The sequence below is a fragment of the Metabacillus sp. RB-C-LZQ-3-1 genome (assembly GCF_058315175.1).
On record NZ_JBZFLI010000007.1, the window covers coordinates 189,720 to 205,500 of the forward strand.

Below are 15,781 nucleotides of genomic sequence, written 5' to 3' on the forward strand. Positions count from 1 at the left end.
ATGTGAGCAAAAAATACTTTTGGGGATTTGCAGCTTTAGTCATTGTAACGGTCTTATTTGCTGGATGTCAGTCATCCCCAAATAAAACGGTTCAAAAGGAGTCAGCAGAAGCAAATTCAACCCAATATGAATCTTTGACTTTTGACAATTATGGCAGAGAAGTAGTGATCACAGAAAAACCGCAAAACGTGTTAACTCTAGGGCCGAATAGTACAGAGTTATTCGTTGCATTAGGGCTGACAGATTACGTAATTGGCAGTAGTCTTAACAATCATAGCAGAGGACCCCTTCCTGAATATGAAGCCGAATATAAGAAAATACCGGAATTAACATATGGTTCAGCTACAAGAGAAGCTGTTACAACGAGCGGGGCAGATTTTATTTACGGAATTGATTGGGAATTCGGTGGAGAAGGCCTAGATGTAGAGGAACTAGAAAGCTTTGGCATCAAAACATATATGAATGGTGCGACAACATTAGAGGAGATATACCAAGAGATTCATGATCTAGGCAAGATTTTTCAAATAGAAGAAGTTGCAGCAGGTTTCGTTAACGACCAAAAAGCTAGAATTGCCAAGGTTCATGAAACAATTTCTGATCAAGAACCCGTTGATGTGCTAATTTATGATAGTGGTGGAGATGGTGTATTTACAGCAGGTGGAACAAATTTCGAAACCTTATTAATTGAACTTGCTGGTGGGAAAAACGTGTTTGATAATATAAAAGATAAACAATGGACAACAGTAAGCTATGAAGAGGTTTTAGCCAGGGAACCAGATGTGATGGTCATCCATGATTATGATGCGCCTTCATTAGAACAAAAAATAGAAGATATTAAAAACGATCCTGCCCTTTCACAGCTGGATTGTGTGAAAAATGAAAGGTTTGTTTCAATTACTTTAGAAAGCGTGTTGCCAGGTGACCGAATGGCTTATGCAGTTGAGACGTTAGCAAAAGGGTTTTATCCAGAGGTATTTGAATAAAGGATTTTAGCTTTTGAAGTCTTGACAATATTGTGTATTAAACCTAGGATTAAGTATATTTTATTTATTGATCTATAAAAGAGACACACTTCTTTTTATATAAGGGTGTGTTTTTTTGTTGAAAGTTCGTATTGCCTCCTTATGAAGCGTTGGAATTGACTATGACTAAAAGTGATAATGAAATACATACACAAAGTGGTACAAGCTTTTGTGAATAGTGTTCCATTCTATATTCCCGGTACCAACCTAAAATTGAAATTATTCTTCATTAATAGAATCATTCCTTCACAAATTGAATTTTTCCCGCCAAATAGTCTAATACTAACCAATGCACCTTATGTATGCTTCTTAGTTGTGGAATATCTATCAAAAAAGCTCACTTTCCCTTTTACAGAAGGGGGAATGTTTTTGTTAAAGTTCTATTATTTTCAGGCGGTGTCAGTCACAGAAACAACAGGTTTGTCATGACTTGCGCGACAAAGTTAGTTTTCATCTTCCTTGAAGAACTGACTTTTCATCATTATCATATAGTAGTGTTATTTATTATTAACTATTAATGAAAGGGAGACAATATATGGCTCAATCTAATATAAAAGTAAGAGTACAGAAGTTTGGTAACTTCCTTAGTTCTATGGTCTTGCCGAATATCGGTGCCTTCATAGCATGGGGGTTAATTACAGCGCTTTTCATTCCAACTGGCTTCTTTCCAAATGAAAGCCTTGCCAATTTAGTTGGACCGATGGTGACTTACCTGTTGCCTCTGTTAATCGGTTATACAGGAGGTAAAATCGTTCACGATCAACGTGGAGGAGTTGTCGGTGCAATAGCGACAATGGGTGTCATTGTGGGTGCCCCTGATACTCCGATGTTTTTAGGTGCAATGGTGATGGGTCCTTTAGGCGGATATGTCATCAAGAAGTTTGATCAGATGATTGAAGGCAAGATTCGTTCTGGTTTTGAAATGCTTGTTAATAACTTCTCTGCGGGTATCCTTGGGGCAATCCTGGCAATCCTGGCATTTCTAGGTATTGGACCTGCAGTTGATGCTTTCACAGAAGTACTCGTGGGTGGTGTTGACTGGCTGATCGAAGCAGGATTATTGCCATTAACAAGTATCTTAATTGAACCTGCCAAAATTCTTTTCTTAAACAATGCAATCAACCATGGTGTCCTGTCACCGATTGGTTTGGAGCAGTCTCAGAGTACCGGAAAGTCGATCCTCTTCTTATTGGAGGCTAACCCAGGTCCTGGTCTTGGCGTATTGCTTGCATTCATGCTGTTCGGCCGGGGGACGGCAAAACAGTCTGCATCAGGAGCTGGTATCATTCATTTCTTTGGGGGGATCCATGAAATTTACTTCCCATATGTATTGATGAAACCAATGCTTTTCCTTTCTGTCATTCTTGGAGGAATGAGTGGGGTGTTTACGCTCGTGTTATTGGGCGGGGGTCTTCAAGCTCCAGCATCTCCGGGAAGTATACTTGCTATCGCGGCAGTTACACCTGCTGATGGAATGGTTTATCTTGCGAACTTTGCAGCGGTGCTTGTAGCTACAGTTGTATCATTCGTCGTTTCAGCAATCGTGATGAAAACAAGCAAGACAAATGACGAGGACATTAATGCAGCAACGAAGAAAATGGAGCAAATGAAAGGTAAGAAAAGCTCTGTTGCAGGTCATGTTGCTCAAAATCAAGGAACACTTCCTGAAGAGGTTAACAAAATCGTTTTTGCATGTGACGCAGGTATGGGATCAAGTGCCATGGGTGCTTCTTTACTTCGCAAGAAAGTGAAGGAAGCAGGATTGGATGTATCCGTTACAAATACAGCAATCAGCAATATCCCAGCTGATGCTCAAGTCGTCATCACTCAGGAAGAGCTGACTCCTAGAGCGAAGAATAAAGTGCCAGATGCATACCATATTTCGGTTGATAATTTCTTATCCAGCCCTGAGTACGATAAACTTATTGCAAGTCTGCAAGGCGGCATTACAGAAGAGCAGGCAGAACTTGTAGAGGAATCCGAGCAGGAAGCTGTCGATACAGAACCAAATATGGATAAAGATGATGATCTTTTATTAGAGGAAAACATTTTTATCGGTAAGGAATTTGCCAATAAAGAAGAAGCTATCCGCTTTGCCGGGGAAGCATTGGTGAAAGCTGGATACGTGGAAGAAAGCTATGTAGACGCAATGATTGAACGTGAAGGCATCACAACAACGTATATGGGCAATAACGTGGCAATCCCACATGGTACTGAAGAAGCGAAGAAAGCAGTTCTTAAATCAGGCTTTACTGTTATCCAAGTACCAAATGGCGTTGACTTTAATGGTGAGCAGGCCAAGTTAATCTTCGGTATTGCCGGAAAAGACGGCACACACTTAGAAATCCTTTCAGGTATAGCTGTGATCTGTTCTGAACAAGAAAATGTGGATCAGTTAGTACAGGCAAAAACAGCAAAAGAATTAATGGATATTATCAACAGCAAATAAAGAAGAATGGAGAAAGGTGGGTTATACCTGCCTTTCTGTTCTGTTTTTTAAGGGAACAAAGAAGTTACAATGTTTCTTTCTATTCCTGATCATACAAAAAGCGTTTATAGTAAAGAGGTTTGGGGATCTTAGTTAAATGTTGCCTGTAAGGTGTTGGTTGGGATTTGTGCAACACTTTCAGCGTAATAACCCAATGTTTATAAATGGCTGTTTTCGCAAAGATTGTTGTTTTTGAATACTATTTTAACTCTATAGTGGAATGGAGCGGAAGACACTCGACTCCTGCTTCGAAATGCGGAAGCGCCTATTCAGCCCCGACAAGCATAAGACGCTCTTGAATAGAAGACGTTCTTTGTCTTCAATTCAAGAGTGGCTTATGACCTCGAGGGGCTCTAGGCGCTGGAGCAAGACAAGGGAGAAGAGGAAAGGCCGAGACCCCGCAGGCATAGCTGAGGAGGCTCGGCTTCCTCCCCGCGGAAAGCGAGTGTCTGGAGCGCAATGGAACGAACTAATTTTTCACCTTTAACTGCATTAAAAACAACAAAGTATGCGAAAACAGCCTTATAAAAAAAACAGCAATGTTTACGAATAAAGCTTAAAGGAAAGCTTATAAAAGAAGTGAGTGGATAGAATGTTTATTACTTCCAGAGAAAAATCCATCATTGATCTAATCATAAGAACATCCGGAAAGCATACTGTTTCAACTCTGGCTGATTATTTGAATGTTAGCGGAAGAACCATTCAACGGAATCTGAAATCAGTAGAAAAAATTCTAAATGAGTACCAATTAGAGTTAAAACGAACGAACAACGAAGGTCTTTTCATTGATGGAAAAAATGAACATATATTCAAGCTGATCCAAAAGTTGGCCGACGTCATTCCTACTGATGAAACTCCTAAGGAAAGAAAATTAAGCCTGCTGATTACATTGCTTCATGAAGGGCCTTATTTTAAAAAACAGGTGCTTGCGAATCAGTTGGGTGTCAGTCCTGCAACCCTCACCGTATACCTCGATGAGCTTGCAGATTGGTTAAGTAAATTTTCGGTTACTCTCACGAGAAAAAGGGGAGTCGGTGTGGAGATTTCTGCTGATGAGGCAAGTAAGCGGCACGCTCTGGCAAATTTCTTTCTGGTCTATTTTTATGAAGATATTATTGAAAGCTTGTACCATATTCAAAAAGGGAGCCAGCTGTCTGAACCTGTTTTAGGTTACTTTTCTCCTGAAAGTATGCAAGTCGTCGATCAAGTAACCAACTCAACTTTAAATAAAGAGCAGACAAGGTTGATAGACAGTGATTATATCAGACTCATTGTGTATATATGCCTGACCATTCAGAGAACCAAAAATAATTTGCTTTTAGATGAATGGGTAAAGTCTAACAACGACTATACCCATGAAAATAAACTGATCGAGATCATAGGGGATAAGTTGAAATCAATGCTCTCAATAGCAATTACGAACAGTGATATACATTTTTTAAGTGTCATTTTAAAGGGGTCAAAAGTTCAAACGGCGGACTCTATAGATTACGATAGTATCATTTTAGGGCAGCTCATTAAAAAGGTGATAGAGGATGTATCCTCGAAGCTACACGTAAACTTGTCTGATGACTTTTCTTTATACCAAGGGTTGCTGGCGCATATGGAACCCTCCATTTTTCGGCTGAAACAGAAGATGGATCTATTCAATCCGATGACAGAAGACATCAAGAAGAAGTATCCCGTTTTGTTTATGGCTGTAAAGAGCAGCTTGGAACGTGTATTTAAGGATATTCATTTTCCAGATGATGAGGTTGCCTTTATTGTTCTTCATTTTGGCTCTGCGCTGCTTATGCATGAAGAAGAAGTGAAAATCAAAGCTGTGGTTGTCTGTCCAACTGGTATCGGTACATCCAAGATGCTTGCTAGCAGGATTCAAAAGGAAATAGCAGAGATTCATTCTGTTGAGACCCTTTCACTCAAAGATTTTGAGTCTGCTTCCCTTAGGGGAGATGATATTGTTATTTCCACTGTAAGGCTTCCGTTTACAGATATTGATTATACACTGGTGAGTCCGCTTCTGAGTGAAAAAGATATAGGATCCATCCGGAATTATTTGCAAAATAACTTAGAGAAGCTGACAAAGGATAGAATGTCCGTAAATGCTGCTAAAAAAGAAGCCGGAAATGAAACGCAGCCTAAAGTGAGAAATCTTTTACAGGAAATAAAAGATGTTCATTCCAGCATTGAGTCCATTCTTGATAATTTCCGAGTTTATAGAAAACAATATGCCGGCAGCCATTTAAACATATTAAATGAAATGGTCGGACAGGCAGAAAAAGATGGTCTCCTTACTGATTCGAATGAGGTTATGCATGAGTTGGAGGAGAGAGAGAAAAAGGGCGGGCTCGGGATACCGAACACAACTATGGGCTTGTTCCATTGCCGCGGTGAAAGTATCCGGGAGTTAATTTTCCAAGTATCCCACCTTAATCAGCCTTTTATGATTAAGGGGATGGATGGCCGGGAAATGCCCATGAAAAGCCTGCTTTTGATGCTTGCCCCGGCAAACATGAGCAAGAGGGAACAGGAGATACTGAGTATCATCAGTACTAGTCTGATCGAGAATAATATATCCATGATGATTTTCTCTTCTTCTAATGAATCGATGATTCGAAAAAAGCTGGAAGATCTATTTTTAGATTACTTACAAAATTATATACGAATGGAATGATAATGATGAAAAAAGTAGTTCATTTTGGTGCTGGGAATATCGGAAGAGGATTTATTGGAGCACTATTTTCTCAATCTGGTTATCACGTAACCTTTGTGGATATTGCCGAACAGATCATTAATAAACTGAATGAGGATAAAAAGTATAATGTCGTTTTGGCCACTGAAGAGAAAGAGACTGTGACAATCGAAAATGTGTCTGGTTTAAACAATATTCATCAGGAAGACGAAGTAATCAAAACCATTTCTGAGGCTACCTACCTGACAACGGCAATCGGTCCAAATATTTTGCCGAGAATCGCACCGTTAATTTCCCGAGGTATTACGAATCGTATTGCCTCTAATGACGAAAAACTGTATGTTATCGCTTGTGAAAACCAAATTGGTGCAACAGATATTTTAAAAGAGCATATTTTGGAAAACCTTGATGAAGAAACAAAGGCAAAACTTGAAGGCCGCGTTTATTTCTTCAATTCTGCCGTTGACCGTATTGTACCGATCCAGGATCAGGAATCTTTAGATGTACTTGTTGAGCCTTATTACGAATGGGTTGTGGAAACAAAAGAAACCATTCCTTCAGTCAATGGAATGACAATTGTAGAAGATCTTGCTCCGTTTATTGAGAGAAAATTGTTTACGGTTAATACAGGTCATGCGGTTATTGCTTACTTTGGTTACCTTCAAGGAAAAGAGACAATCGATAAAACATTGGCAGATGAACAGATCGAAGAACAGGTGAAGGAAACGTTGAAGGAAACTGGAGCCTATTTAGTTAAGCAGTATGGCCTTAATGAAGAAGAACATATGGCATATATTAATAAGAACATTGAACGCTTTAAAAACCCCTTTTTAAACGATGGTGTGACCAGAGTAGGTCGTGCACCAATCCGTAAATTAGGACCTGAAGACCGTCTGGTTCGCCCGACAACAGAGGCACAAAAAGCCGGCCTGCCTTATTCTAACCTTGCAAAAGCAATTGCTGCTGCATTGCTGTTCGATTATCAAGAAGATTCCGAAGCAATGGAGATCCAGAACATGATTAAAGAAGATGGAGTAGCAGCTGTTCTTAAAAAGGTGAGTAACCTAGAAGAAGATAGTGAGATTACACAAGAAGTTAAAAAGCAATATGAGTTATTAAAGAAATAAACGAAAGACTTTCACTATGTCGCCCACCTAAAGAAAGGGCGGCATTTTTGTTTAATGAAAGTGTGTCAATTTGTGTCGAATGATAGATTTTTTATTGAAGTTGATAGATTATCAGGCAAGGTTGATAGATTTTTTAAGGAAGTTGAAAAATTAAGAGGCAAAGTTGATAGATTACTAAAGAGAGGAACTTGTTTAGTTACTACCCAAGTGCACATTTCGGGTTATTGCATCCGGTTTTATGTTGTTCGTCACCCATACAGTGAAAATGCCTTCCATAAAAATACGCTCACCGTCCATTTAAGACAGTGAGCGTTAATCGACAAATTACAGGTAGTGACAGGCACCAAAACTACTTCTGTAAATCCGCAGCCCCTTGTGCAATCAGATCAAACAACTCTTCAAGATCATCCGCCTCTACGCAAGAGAACGCAATACGTAAGTCTGTTGAGTTAATAGAAATGGTTCCAACTCCATATTGATCTAACAGATGTAAACGTAATTCCTCAGCATTGATATTGTTCAGCTTCAAGCACATAAAGTAGCCTGAGTTAAACGGATAGTACGTCCAGTACTTCTGGTATTCCTCTTTTGCCAGCACTTCTTTTGTTTTATCGGCACGGCTTTTCATTAATGCGAATTTTTGTTCTTTTTCAACAGCAAATTCATCTGATTTTAATGATTGTAAAATGAGCGTCTGAGAAGGGTGTGAGCTGCTTGAGATTGTCCCCCTGATTAGACCCTTTGTTTTTTGTTCTAATGCATTTAATACGTTTGCAGATTTGCTAGCATAAGTGATAAAACCAACACGGAAACCCCATACATAGTTTTCCTTAGTTGCCCCATCGATTTTCACAGCCAAGATACGCTCGTGTGCATCTGCTAAATAACTGAAAATCGATTCAGTCATAGAGTCTTCGTAGAATAGCCCGAAGTAGGCATCATCGATAAGGGCGACGATATTTAAGCCTTCTTCTGCAGCTTCTGTTAAGACTGCGGCAATTTCCTTTGCTTCAGACTCAAGCGGTGTGTAGCCGGTTGGGTTGTTCGGGAAGTTTAACAGAACAATCACTTTACCAGCTGATTTTTGCGCTTCAATAGTAGCTTTTAAGCCGGCTGTGTTAAAGCCGTTTTCCTCATTAAATAATGGGAATGTTGCTACCGTTGCACCACGACGTGTTTTAAACGTGATGTTGTAATTTCCCCAATACTTATCAGGTACAATAACCGGTGTACCTTCATCAGCAAATAAGTCTGCTGCGATACTTAAGCCGTGAGTAAGGGCATTTGTGACAATTGGTGAACCTACGACATCTTTATTTAAACTTGGGTTATCTTTAAAGATTTTTTCCTGCCATACTTTACGTAATTCTTCTTTTCCTTGAGGTGGTGCATAAGGATAAAGATCCTTAGGTGCTACTTTATCGCCAAAAAGGTCTTGCATGTGTTGAAAGTGCATAGGCTGATTGTTTTCTGTTGCAATACCGATTGTTGCATTAAAACGATGAGCTTTTTTTCCTGCTTCTGCCGATTGACTTAAGATTCCTTTAGGATAGAACATTTCCTTTCCAAGCTGAGACAACATGTTATAGGCGTGTTCGTTATCCTCTTTCATTGCTTGATTTAAAGCTTGTGCTAATTCATTCATGATCCTTTTTTTCACCTCTATAGGAAATAAAAATTTAGAATTTCATTAAGAGATATTTTATCATAGTGAAGGGGCTTCTCACAGTGGTAATATAAAAAAATTGACAAATAATTCATCAAACAACTTACTTTCAAGATATACTAAGTATGAGAAAAGAAAAAGATATGAGAGGATCACATATGGATATTGCATCAATTTTAATCGGAGTTATATTCTTTTTAAATACTGTCTTTGCGATTGTGGTGATTTTTAGAGAGCGAAGAGATGCAACATCGTCATGGGCATGGCTATTGGTGCTGTTTTTTATCCCGCTATTAGGATTTTTGCTGTATCTTTTATTCGGCCAAAATTTAAGCAGGTACCGAATGTTTCAATGGGAGGACCGAAAAAAGCTCGGAATTGAAAAGCTTCTTGCCACTCAGTTGGAAGAGATCCGGCAAAATACATTTGTTTTTAAAAATGAAACAGCCCAAAAATATAAGCAGCTGATCAACATGCATGTCATTAATAATGATGCGGTGTTAACAGACGATAATGCGGTAGAGATTTTTACAGATGGAAAAGAAAAGTTTGATTGTCTGTTGCATGATATTGAACAGGCAAAACATCATATTCACCTGCAGTACTATATTTTAAAAAATGATGAGCTTGGCAAACGTTTAGTTTCTGCGTTGGCTAGGAAAGCAGAGCAAGGTGTAAAGGTAAGAGTTTTATATGATGATCTTGGGTCAAGAAGCTTAAGGCCAAAGTTTTTTAAGGAGTTACGCAAGGCTGAAGGGGAAGTTGAGGTGTTTTTTCCTTCAAAGCTAAGGTTAATTAATTTGCGTTTAAATTATCGAAACCATCGGAAATTAGTGATCATCGATGGAAACATCGGTTATGTTGGAGGATTCAATGTAGGAGATGAATATTTAGGGCTTGACCCATCCTTTGGCTATTGGCGTGATACACATTTGAAAATTCAAGGAACAGCCGTCCATGCCATTCAAGCCCGGTTTATCCTTGATTGGAATCAAGCGACAGAAAAAAGAGTCATTTCGTATTCTCCTGAATTGTTTCCAGAGCCGCAAAAAGCAGGTGAGACCAGCCTGCAAATCGTAACAAGCGGTCCTGATTCTGAATGGGAGCAAATAAAAAATGGGTATATGAAGATGATCTCATCAGCCAAAGAGTCTATATACATCCAAACACCATATTTTATTCCTGATGCAAGTATATTAGATGCCTTAAAGATTGCATGTTTATCAGGTGTTGAAGTAAAACTGATGATTCCAGATAAGCCTGACCATCCATTTGTCTATTGGGCCACACTTTCTTATGTTGGGGAGCTCTTAAAATCCGGGGCAAAAATTTATATTTATGAAAATGGATTTATCCATGCCAAAATGATTGTCGTCGACCATGAAATTGCCTCAGTGGGGACAGCAAATATTGACATGAGAAGCTTTAAATTGAATTTTGAGGTCAATGCATTTGTATACGATGTTGAGATTGCCACCAAGCTGTATCAGGAATTTATTCATGATATGGAAAAATCGAAAGAATTAACGTTAGAGGCATATGTTCAACGTTCAAAAAGAATTCGCGTTAAAGAATCGATTTCTAGACTGCTTTCACCAATTTTATAAAAGACTCGCCGATTGGCGAGTCTTAGTATTAAAAAGTCTGAGCAAAAGATTGTTCAGGCTTTTTGTATTCAGCGTTTTTCTTCTTCATTCGGATCTTCTAACTGAAAAAATTGCTCAATCATTTGTTTTAAAGATTTTAAGTCAGGGATGTCTATTATATTTCCCAGCATTCCTTTAATGACTGGCTTGCGTGGAGACTCTAGACGAATTTCTTCTTCTAATACATCTAATGTGACCTGAATGTCATCATTATCGGTTTTATCCTTCATCAGTTTAATATTTTGAAGGATGTCTTCTTTATTTAGCTGAGAAGGTGGATTCGATAGTTGAAAAATAAATTCGGTTGTTAAAATCGGTTCCTCATCAGACTTCATATACCCTTCTACTAGATCATCTGCTCTTCTTAACATAAACACCGCTAGTTTTTCTAAATCCACAGAACTCAAATCAAAGATAATGAGTTTGAAATAGGACTGTGCAATGCCTTGCAGGATCATATTCAAATCAAAAATATACCGTTCGATTTTTGACCCGTAAATGGCCAAAAGTGATGTGTGATAAAAATTCCCAATATACTCGGTCATTTTTTTAATCATCAATTCGACTTCATGATTAATTGGGATGGCTTGTTCACGGGATTGCATAATAATAAAATCTTTGTTCTTTTTTATTTCTTCAAACTGTGTTTTTAGCTGAAGGACAAAGGCATCTCGCGGTGACAGCTCTTGAACCGGCACAGATTCAATTTTATCCTGGACTAATTGGAATATATAGTTTAGTGCAGCAAGAAGGAGAGCATCCTTTGACTTAAAGTAAAGGTAAAAAGCCCCTTTTGACATTCCGCAGGCATCAACAATTTCTTGAATAGATGTGGATGAATACCCTTTTGTCGCAAATATTCTAACTGCCGTCTCAATCATTTTCTTCTCTTTCTCTTTCATCTTAGGTCTCCTTACAAAAAGACTTAATGATTAATAAAATCAATCATTACCAATACTTACTACATTGCAACAAAGTTCGCAAAAACAGCCATTTACAAAAAATAAATCTATTATTAACACAATGTTCATTGACTTATGACCGACTAGTCATTTATATTATTGGGTATTGTGACCCATTAGTCAATTTGAAATCTTATCATTGGAGGATAATATGAATAGCATAATTAATTTTGTGTTAAGAAACAAGTTTGCCGTGTGGCTACTGACGATTATTATTACAGTAGCAGGGCTGTATTCTGGGTTAAATATGAAGCTTGAAACAATCCCGAATATTAATACCCCAGTCATTTCTGTCACGACCATTTATCCAGGTGCGACACCTGAGGAAGTGACTGAACAGGTAACAGAGCCAATTGAGCAGCTTGTTCAAAACTTAAACGGAGTCAATGTTGTCAGCTCGAATTCTATGCAAAATGCTTCATCCATTCAAATTGAATACGACTTTGAAAAAAATATGGATGAAGCGGAAGATGAACTAAAGGATACAATAGATGGTCTTGAGTTACCTGAAGAGGTAGAGGAGCCAACTGTATCTCGATTAAGCTTAAATGCCTTCCCAATTTTAGCATTAAGTATTGCGAATGATGAACAATCACTTGCAGAACTAACATCGATCGTTGAGGATGAAATTGTTCCTGCCTTAAAAGGTGTTGATGGTGTTTCCTCTGTGCAAGTATCTGGTCAGCAGCTAGAAGAAGTCGAATTTACATTTAAGAAAGATAAAATGGAAGAATTAGGACTTGATGAAGAAACCGTTCAAAATCTCATCCAAGGGGCGAATGTGAATTTTCCATTAGGTCTATACACGATCGATGATACTGAAAAGTCTGTTGTAGTAGATGGGAATATTACAAGTATTGAAGACCTGAAGAACTTGGAAATCCCAGTTATGCCTGCAACCCAAGGCAGTGAACAGGCTGGTATGCAGGGTGCACCATCACCTGATATGACCGATCAGTCACCGGGTGCTGATGCAGCCCAAGCTCAAGGAACGGCACCAAAAAATATTGAGCTTCCATCTATTAAACTATCAGAAATTGCTGATATCAAATTAGTAGGAAAAGCAGAATCTATTTCCAGAACAAATGGTAAAGAAGCAATCGGGGTCCAAATTGTCAAAGCAACTGATGCAAATACAGTTGATGTGGCAAATGGAGTTAGTGAGGAATTAGAAAAATTTGAAGATAAAATCTCCGGGTTGGATGTCGTCTACACATTAGACCAAGCAACACCGATTGAAGAGTCTGTTCATACAATGCTAAGCAAAGCGATGTTTGGAGCTCTTTTTGCAGTCGCGATTATTCTCTTATTCTTAAGAGATATTAAATCAACACTGATCTCAGTGATCTCCATTCCATTGTCATTATTAATCGCGATTCTTCTATTAAAGCAGATGGATATTACGCTAAATATGATGACGTTAGGGGCAATGACTGTTGCCATCGGTCGTGTTGTCGATGACTCAATCGTTGTCATTGAGAATATTTACAGAAGAATGTCTCTAAAAGGAGAGCCTTTAAAAGGGAAAGCATTGGTTCGTGAAGCAACAAAAGAAATGTTTATGCCAATTATGTCCTCTACAATCGTAACAATCGCTGTATTTTTACCGTTAGCGCTTGTAAAAGGTATGATTGGTGAGCTGTTTATGCCATTTGCATTAACAATGGTATTTGCCCTATTAGCTTCATTATTAGTGGCCATTACAATCGTTCCAATGATGGCGCATAGCTTATTTAAGAAGAATTTATATGGTGAAGGTAAAAACCTTAAGCAGCATGATGAGCACAAGCCGGGGAAAATGACGAATGCATACCGTTCGATTTTAAATTGGACATTAAACCATAAAATCATTACATCTGCGATTGCGATTATTATGCTAGTTGGAAGCTTATTCCTTGTTCCTGTGATCGGTGTAAGTTTCCTTTCATCAGAAGAACAAAAAATGATGATCGTTACGTACAAGCCAACACCAGGTGAAACAAGAGAACAAGCCGAAGAAGTAACAGAAGTAGCAGAAAATTTCTTCATGGACCGTGAGCATGTCAAAACGGTTCAATATTCACTAGGTAGTGAAAATCCTATGAACCCAGGTGACACAAATAGTGCAATGTTCTTCATTGAATATGATGAAGACACACCGAATTTTGCTAAAGAAAAAGAAAACGTAATGGAAGACTTGAAGGAAACAGCAACAGGCGGCGGAGAGTGGGCGTCACAAGACTTCACGTCAACGGGTGCAAGCAATGCCATTACGATGTATGTATACGGAAATAGTATGAAAGAGATCGAACCGGTTGTGAATGAGATTTCTGACATTATGAAAGACAATAAAGATCTTGATAATGTAGAAACAAGTATCTCTGAAACGTATGAGGAATATACATTTGTTGCGAATCAAGACGAGCTAAGCAAGCTTGGCTTAACAGCAGCTCAAATTGGCATGGAGCTTAGCCCAACAAGAGAGCGACCGGTGTTAACGAAGATTGAAAAAGATGGAAAAGAACTGAATGTTTACATGCAAGTTGAAGAAGAAACAGTCGAAACAATTGATGATCTAACAGAAAAAACAATCCAGTCTCCTCTTGGCCAAGAAGTGAAAATTGGCGATGTTGTTGATGTACAAGAGGGAGAAACATCTGATACAATCACAAGACGTGACGGAAAAATCTATGTTCAAGTATCTGGTGAAATCAAATCAGATGATGTAGCAAAAGTATCAACAGACGTTCAAACGAAAGTTGATGATCTCGATCTGCCATCAAGCATAGAAGTAAATATGGGCGGTGTAACAGAGGATATTCAAGAATCATTTACACAGCTAGGATTAGCGATGATTGCAGCGATCGCGATCGTTTATCTCATTCTTGTGATAACATTTGGCGGAGGCTTAGCACCATTTGCGATTTTATTTTCTCTGCCATTTACGATTATCGGTGCGCTAGTCGGCTTGCTCATTGCGGGTGAGACACTAAGTGTTAATGCCATGATCGGTGCGCTTATGCTAATCGGTATCGTTGTGACGAACGCCATCGTATTAATTGACCGCGTTATTCACAAAGAAAAAGAAGGGTTAAGCACACGTGAAGCGTTATTAGAAGCTGGAACAACACGTCTCCGTCCAATCCTAATGACCGCAATTGCGACGATTGGTGCGCTTATCCCATTAGCGTTAGGTCTCGAAGGTAGCGGAATGATTTCAAAAGGGCTTGGTGTAACGGTTATTGGCGGTTTAACAAGCTCAACACTATTAACACTGGTTATTGTGCCAATTGTATATGAATTATTAAGCAAGCTGCGTAGAAAAAAATCATTAGTTGAAGAAGAGTAAAAGTGAAGGGCCTGACACATAGTTTGATGTGTTAGGTCCTTCTTTTTTCTCTTATAGGCATTCGATACAAAAATATATTTTCCAATTAGCCTGAAACAACTAGCGTTCAACTTATGATATAAGCTACAATACTTAGTAATCTGCATTTAGAAGGCATGTTTTGCCTTTCATATACGTATTTATCATATTAGGACAAGGCTTTACTTGATGGAGGATCAGCATAATGTTTTCAAAGGGAAAAAAAGATAAATTTTCAGAGCTTTTATTAAACATAACAAGCAACCTTCAAGAAACAACCAAATTTTGTGTTGAACAGAAGATTTCCAATCATCATGATTTGCAAATTTTTTTAGAACATGTAAAAGAGTATGAATCAGCAGGTGATGAACACATTCAAAGCATTACAAGGGAGCTCAACCAAACGTTTATCACTCCGATTGATCGTGAAGATATTTTACAGCTTGCCCTGCATATTGATGATGTTTTAGATGGAATTGAGCAGGTTGCTGCATTGCTTGAGATGTATTCAGTCACAAGCTTAACCAATCATATGAAGAAATTTTTGGACATAAATCATCAATGCTCAAAGGAAATTTCTGAGGCTGTTACCCTTTTATCATTGAAGAAATTGCAGTCCATTCCAGCGTATGCGTTAAAATTAAAAGAACATGAGACAAACAGTGATAACCTGCTTCGGACAGCTGTTAAAAATTTATTCGCAAACGTAAAGGATCCGATCAAAATCATTCAATATAAAGATATTTACGAGTCACTTGAAAGCATTGTAGATAGCTGTCGCAAGGTTGCGAATACATTAGACAGCATCGTGATGAAAAATGCGTAAGGAGAC

9 protein-coding genes are annotated in these 15,781 nt (G+C 38.5%); 7 read left to right on the forward strand and 2 right to left on the reverse strand.

Features of this window, described 5'->3' with window-relative positions:
* Window positions 1-2 precede the first annotated feature (2 nt).
* From AC4GZ8_RS13625 to AC4GZ8_RS13640, 4 genes are all read left to right on the forward strand, one after another.
* The gene (locus tag AC4GZ8_RS13625; RefSeq protein WP_491082418.1) at window positions 3-983 is read left to right on the forward strand and encodes an ABC transporter substrate-binding protein; all 981 of its coding nucleotides are present in this window, start codon (window positions 3-5) and stop codon (window positions 981-983) included.
* Window positions 984-1,557: 574 nt separating this feature from the next.
* Window positions 1,558-3,471, forward strand: coding sequence for a PTS mannitol transporter subunit IICBA (locus tag AC4GZ8_RS13630; RefSeq protein WP_491082419.1), 1,914 nt, complete (start codon window positions 1,558-1,560; stop codon window positions 3,469-3,471).
* Window positions 3,472-4,102: 631 nt separating this feature from the next.
* Window positions 4,103-6,184: a BglG family transcription antiterminator gene (locus AC4GZ8_RS13635; RefSeq protein WP_491082420.1), complete on the forward strand. Its 2,082-nt coding sequence runs from the start codon at window positions 4,103-4,105 to the stop codon at window positions 6,182-6,184.
* A 5-nt stretch (window positions 6,185-6,189) separates the two neighbouring features.
* On the forward strand, window positions 6,190-7,329 hold the full coding sequence (locus tag AC4GZ8_RS13640) for a mannitol-1-phosphate 5-dehydrogenase (protein WP_491082421.1): 1,140 nt from the start codon (window positions 6,190-6,192) through the stop codon (window positions 7,327-7,329).
* Window positions 7,330-7,678: 349 nt separating this feature from the next.
* Here the strand turns inward: AC4GZ8_RS13640 and AC4GZ8_RS13645 are convergent, their stop codons facing one another.
* The gene (locus AC4GZ8_RS13645) at window positions 7,679-8,974 is read right to left on the reverse strand and encodes an aminotransferase class I/II-fold pyridoxal phosphate-dependent enzyme (protein ID WP_491082422.1); all 1,296 of its coding nucleotides are present in this window, start codon (window positions 8,972-8,974) and stop codon (window positions 7,679-7,681) included.
* Window positions 8,975-9,153: 179 nt separating this feature from the next.
* Here AC4GZ8_RS13645 and cls point away from each other — a divergent pair, with 179 nt between their 5' ends.
* Window positions 9,154-10,602 carry a cardiolipin synthase gene (gene cls, locus AC4GZ8_RS13650; protein WP_491082423.1) on the forward strand — a complete coding sequence of 483 codons (1,449 nt, stop codon included), beginning with the start codon at window positions 9,154-9,156 and terminating at the stop codon, window positions 10,600-10,602.
* 68 nt (window positions 10,603-10,670) lie between these two features.
* Here cls and AC4GZ8_RS13655 read toward each other — a convergent pair whose 3' ends face one another.
* Window positions 10,671-11,543 carry a TetR/AcrR family transcriptional regulator gene (locus AC4GZ8_RS13655; protein ID WP_491082424.1) on the reverse strand — a complete coding sequence of 291 codons (873 nt, stop codon included), beginning with the start codon at window positions 11,541-11,543 and terminating at the stop codon, window positions 10,671-10,673.
* Between the two features lie 211 nt (window positions 11,544-11,754).
* Here AC4GZ8_RS13655 and AC4GZ8_RS13660 point away from each other — a divergent pair, with 211 nt between their 5' ends.
* Complete coding sequence (locus tag AC4GZ8_RS13660) at window positions 11,755-14,931, forward strand: efflux RND transporter permease subunit (RefSeq protein ID WP_491082425.1); 3,177 nt, start codon at window positions 11,755-11,757, stop codon at window positions 14,929-14,931.
* A gap of 223 nt (window positions 14,932-15,154) precedes the next feature.
* On the forward strand, window positions 15,155-15,775 hold the full coding sequence (locus AC4GZ8_RS13665; protein WP_491082426.1) for a DUF47 domain-containing protein: 621 nt from the start codon (window positions 15,155-15,157) through the stop codon (window positions 15,773-15,775).
* The last annotated feature ends 6 nt before the right edge of the window (window positions 15,776-15,781 follow it).

Coding starts and splice junctions, on each gene's coding strand:
- AC4GZ8_RS13630 (WP_491082419.1), top strand. CDS start 1,558: ATGGCTCAATCTAATATAAAAGTAAGAGTACAGAAGTTTGGTAACTTC.
- AC4GZ8_RS13635 (WP_491082420.1), top strand. CDS start 4,103: ATGTTTATTACTTCCAGAGAAAAATCCATCATTGATCTAATCATAAGA.
- AC4GZ8_RS13640 (WP_491082421.1), top strand. CDS start 6,190: ATGAAAAAAGTAGTTCATTTTGGTGCTGGGAATATCGGAAGAGGATTT.
- AC4GZ8_RS13645 (WP_491082422.1), bottom strand. CDS start 8,974: ATGAATGAATTAGCACAAGCTTTAAATCAAGCAATGAAAGAGGATAAC.
- cls (WP_491082423.1), top strand. CDS start 9,154: ATGGATATTGCATCAATTTTAATCGGAGTTATATTCTTTTTAAATACT.
- AC4GZ8_RS13655 (WP_491082424.1), bottom strand. CDS start 11,543: ATGAAAGAGAAAGAGAAGAAAATGATTGAGACGGCAGTTAGAATATTT.
- AC4GZ8_RS13660 (WP_491082425.1), top strand. CDS start 11,755: ATGAATAGCATAATTAATTTTGTGTTAAGAAACAAGTTTGCCGTGTGG.
- AC4GZ8_RS13665 (WP_491082426.1), top strand. CDS start 15,155: ATGTTTTCAAAGGGAAAAAAAGATAAATTTTCAGAGCTTTTATTAAAC.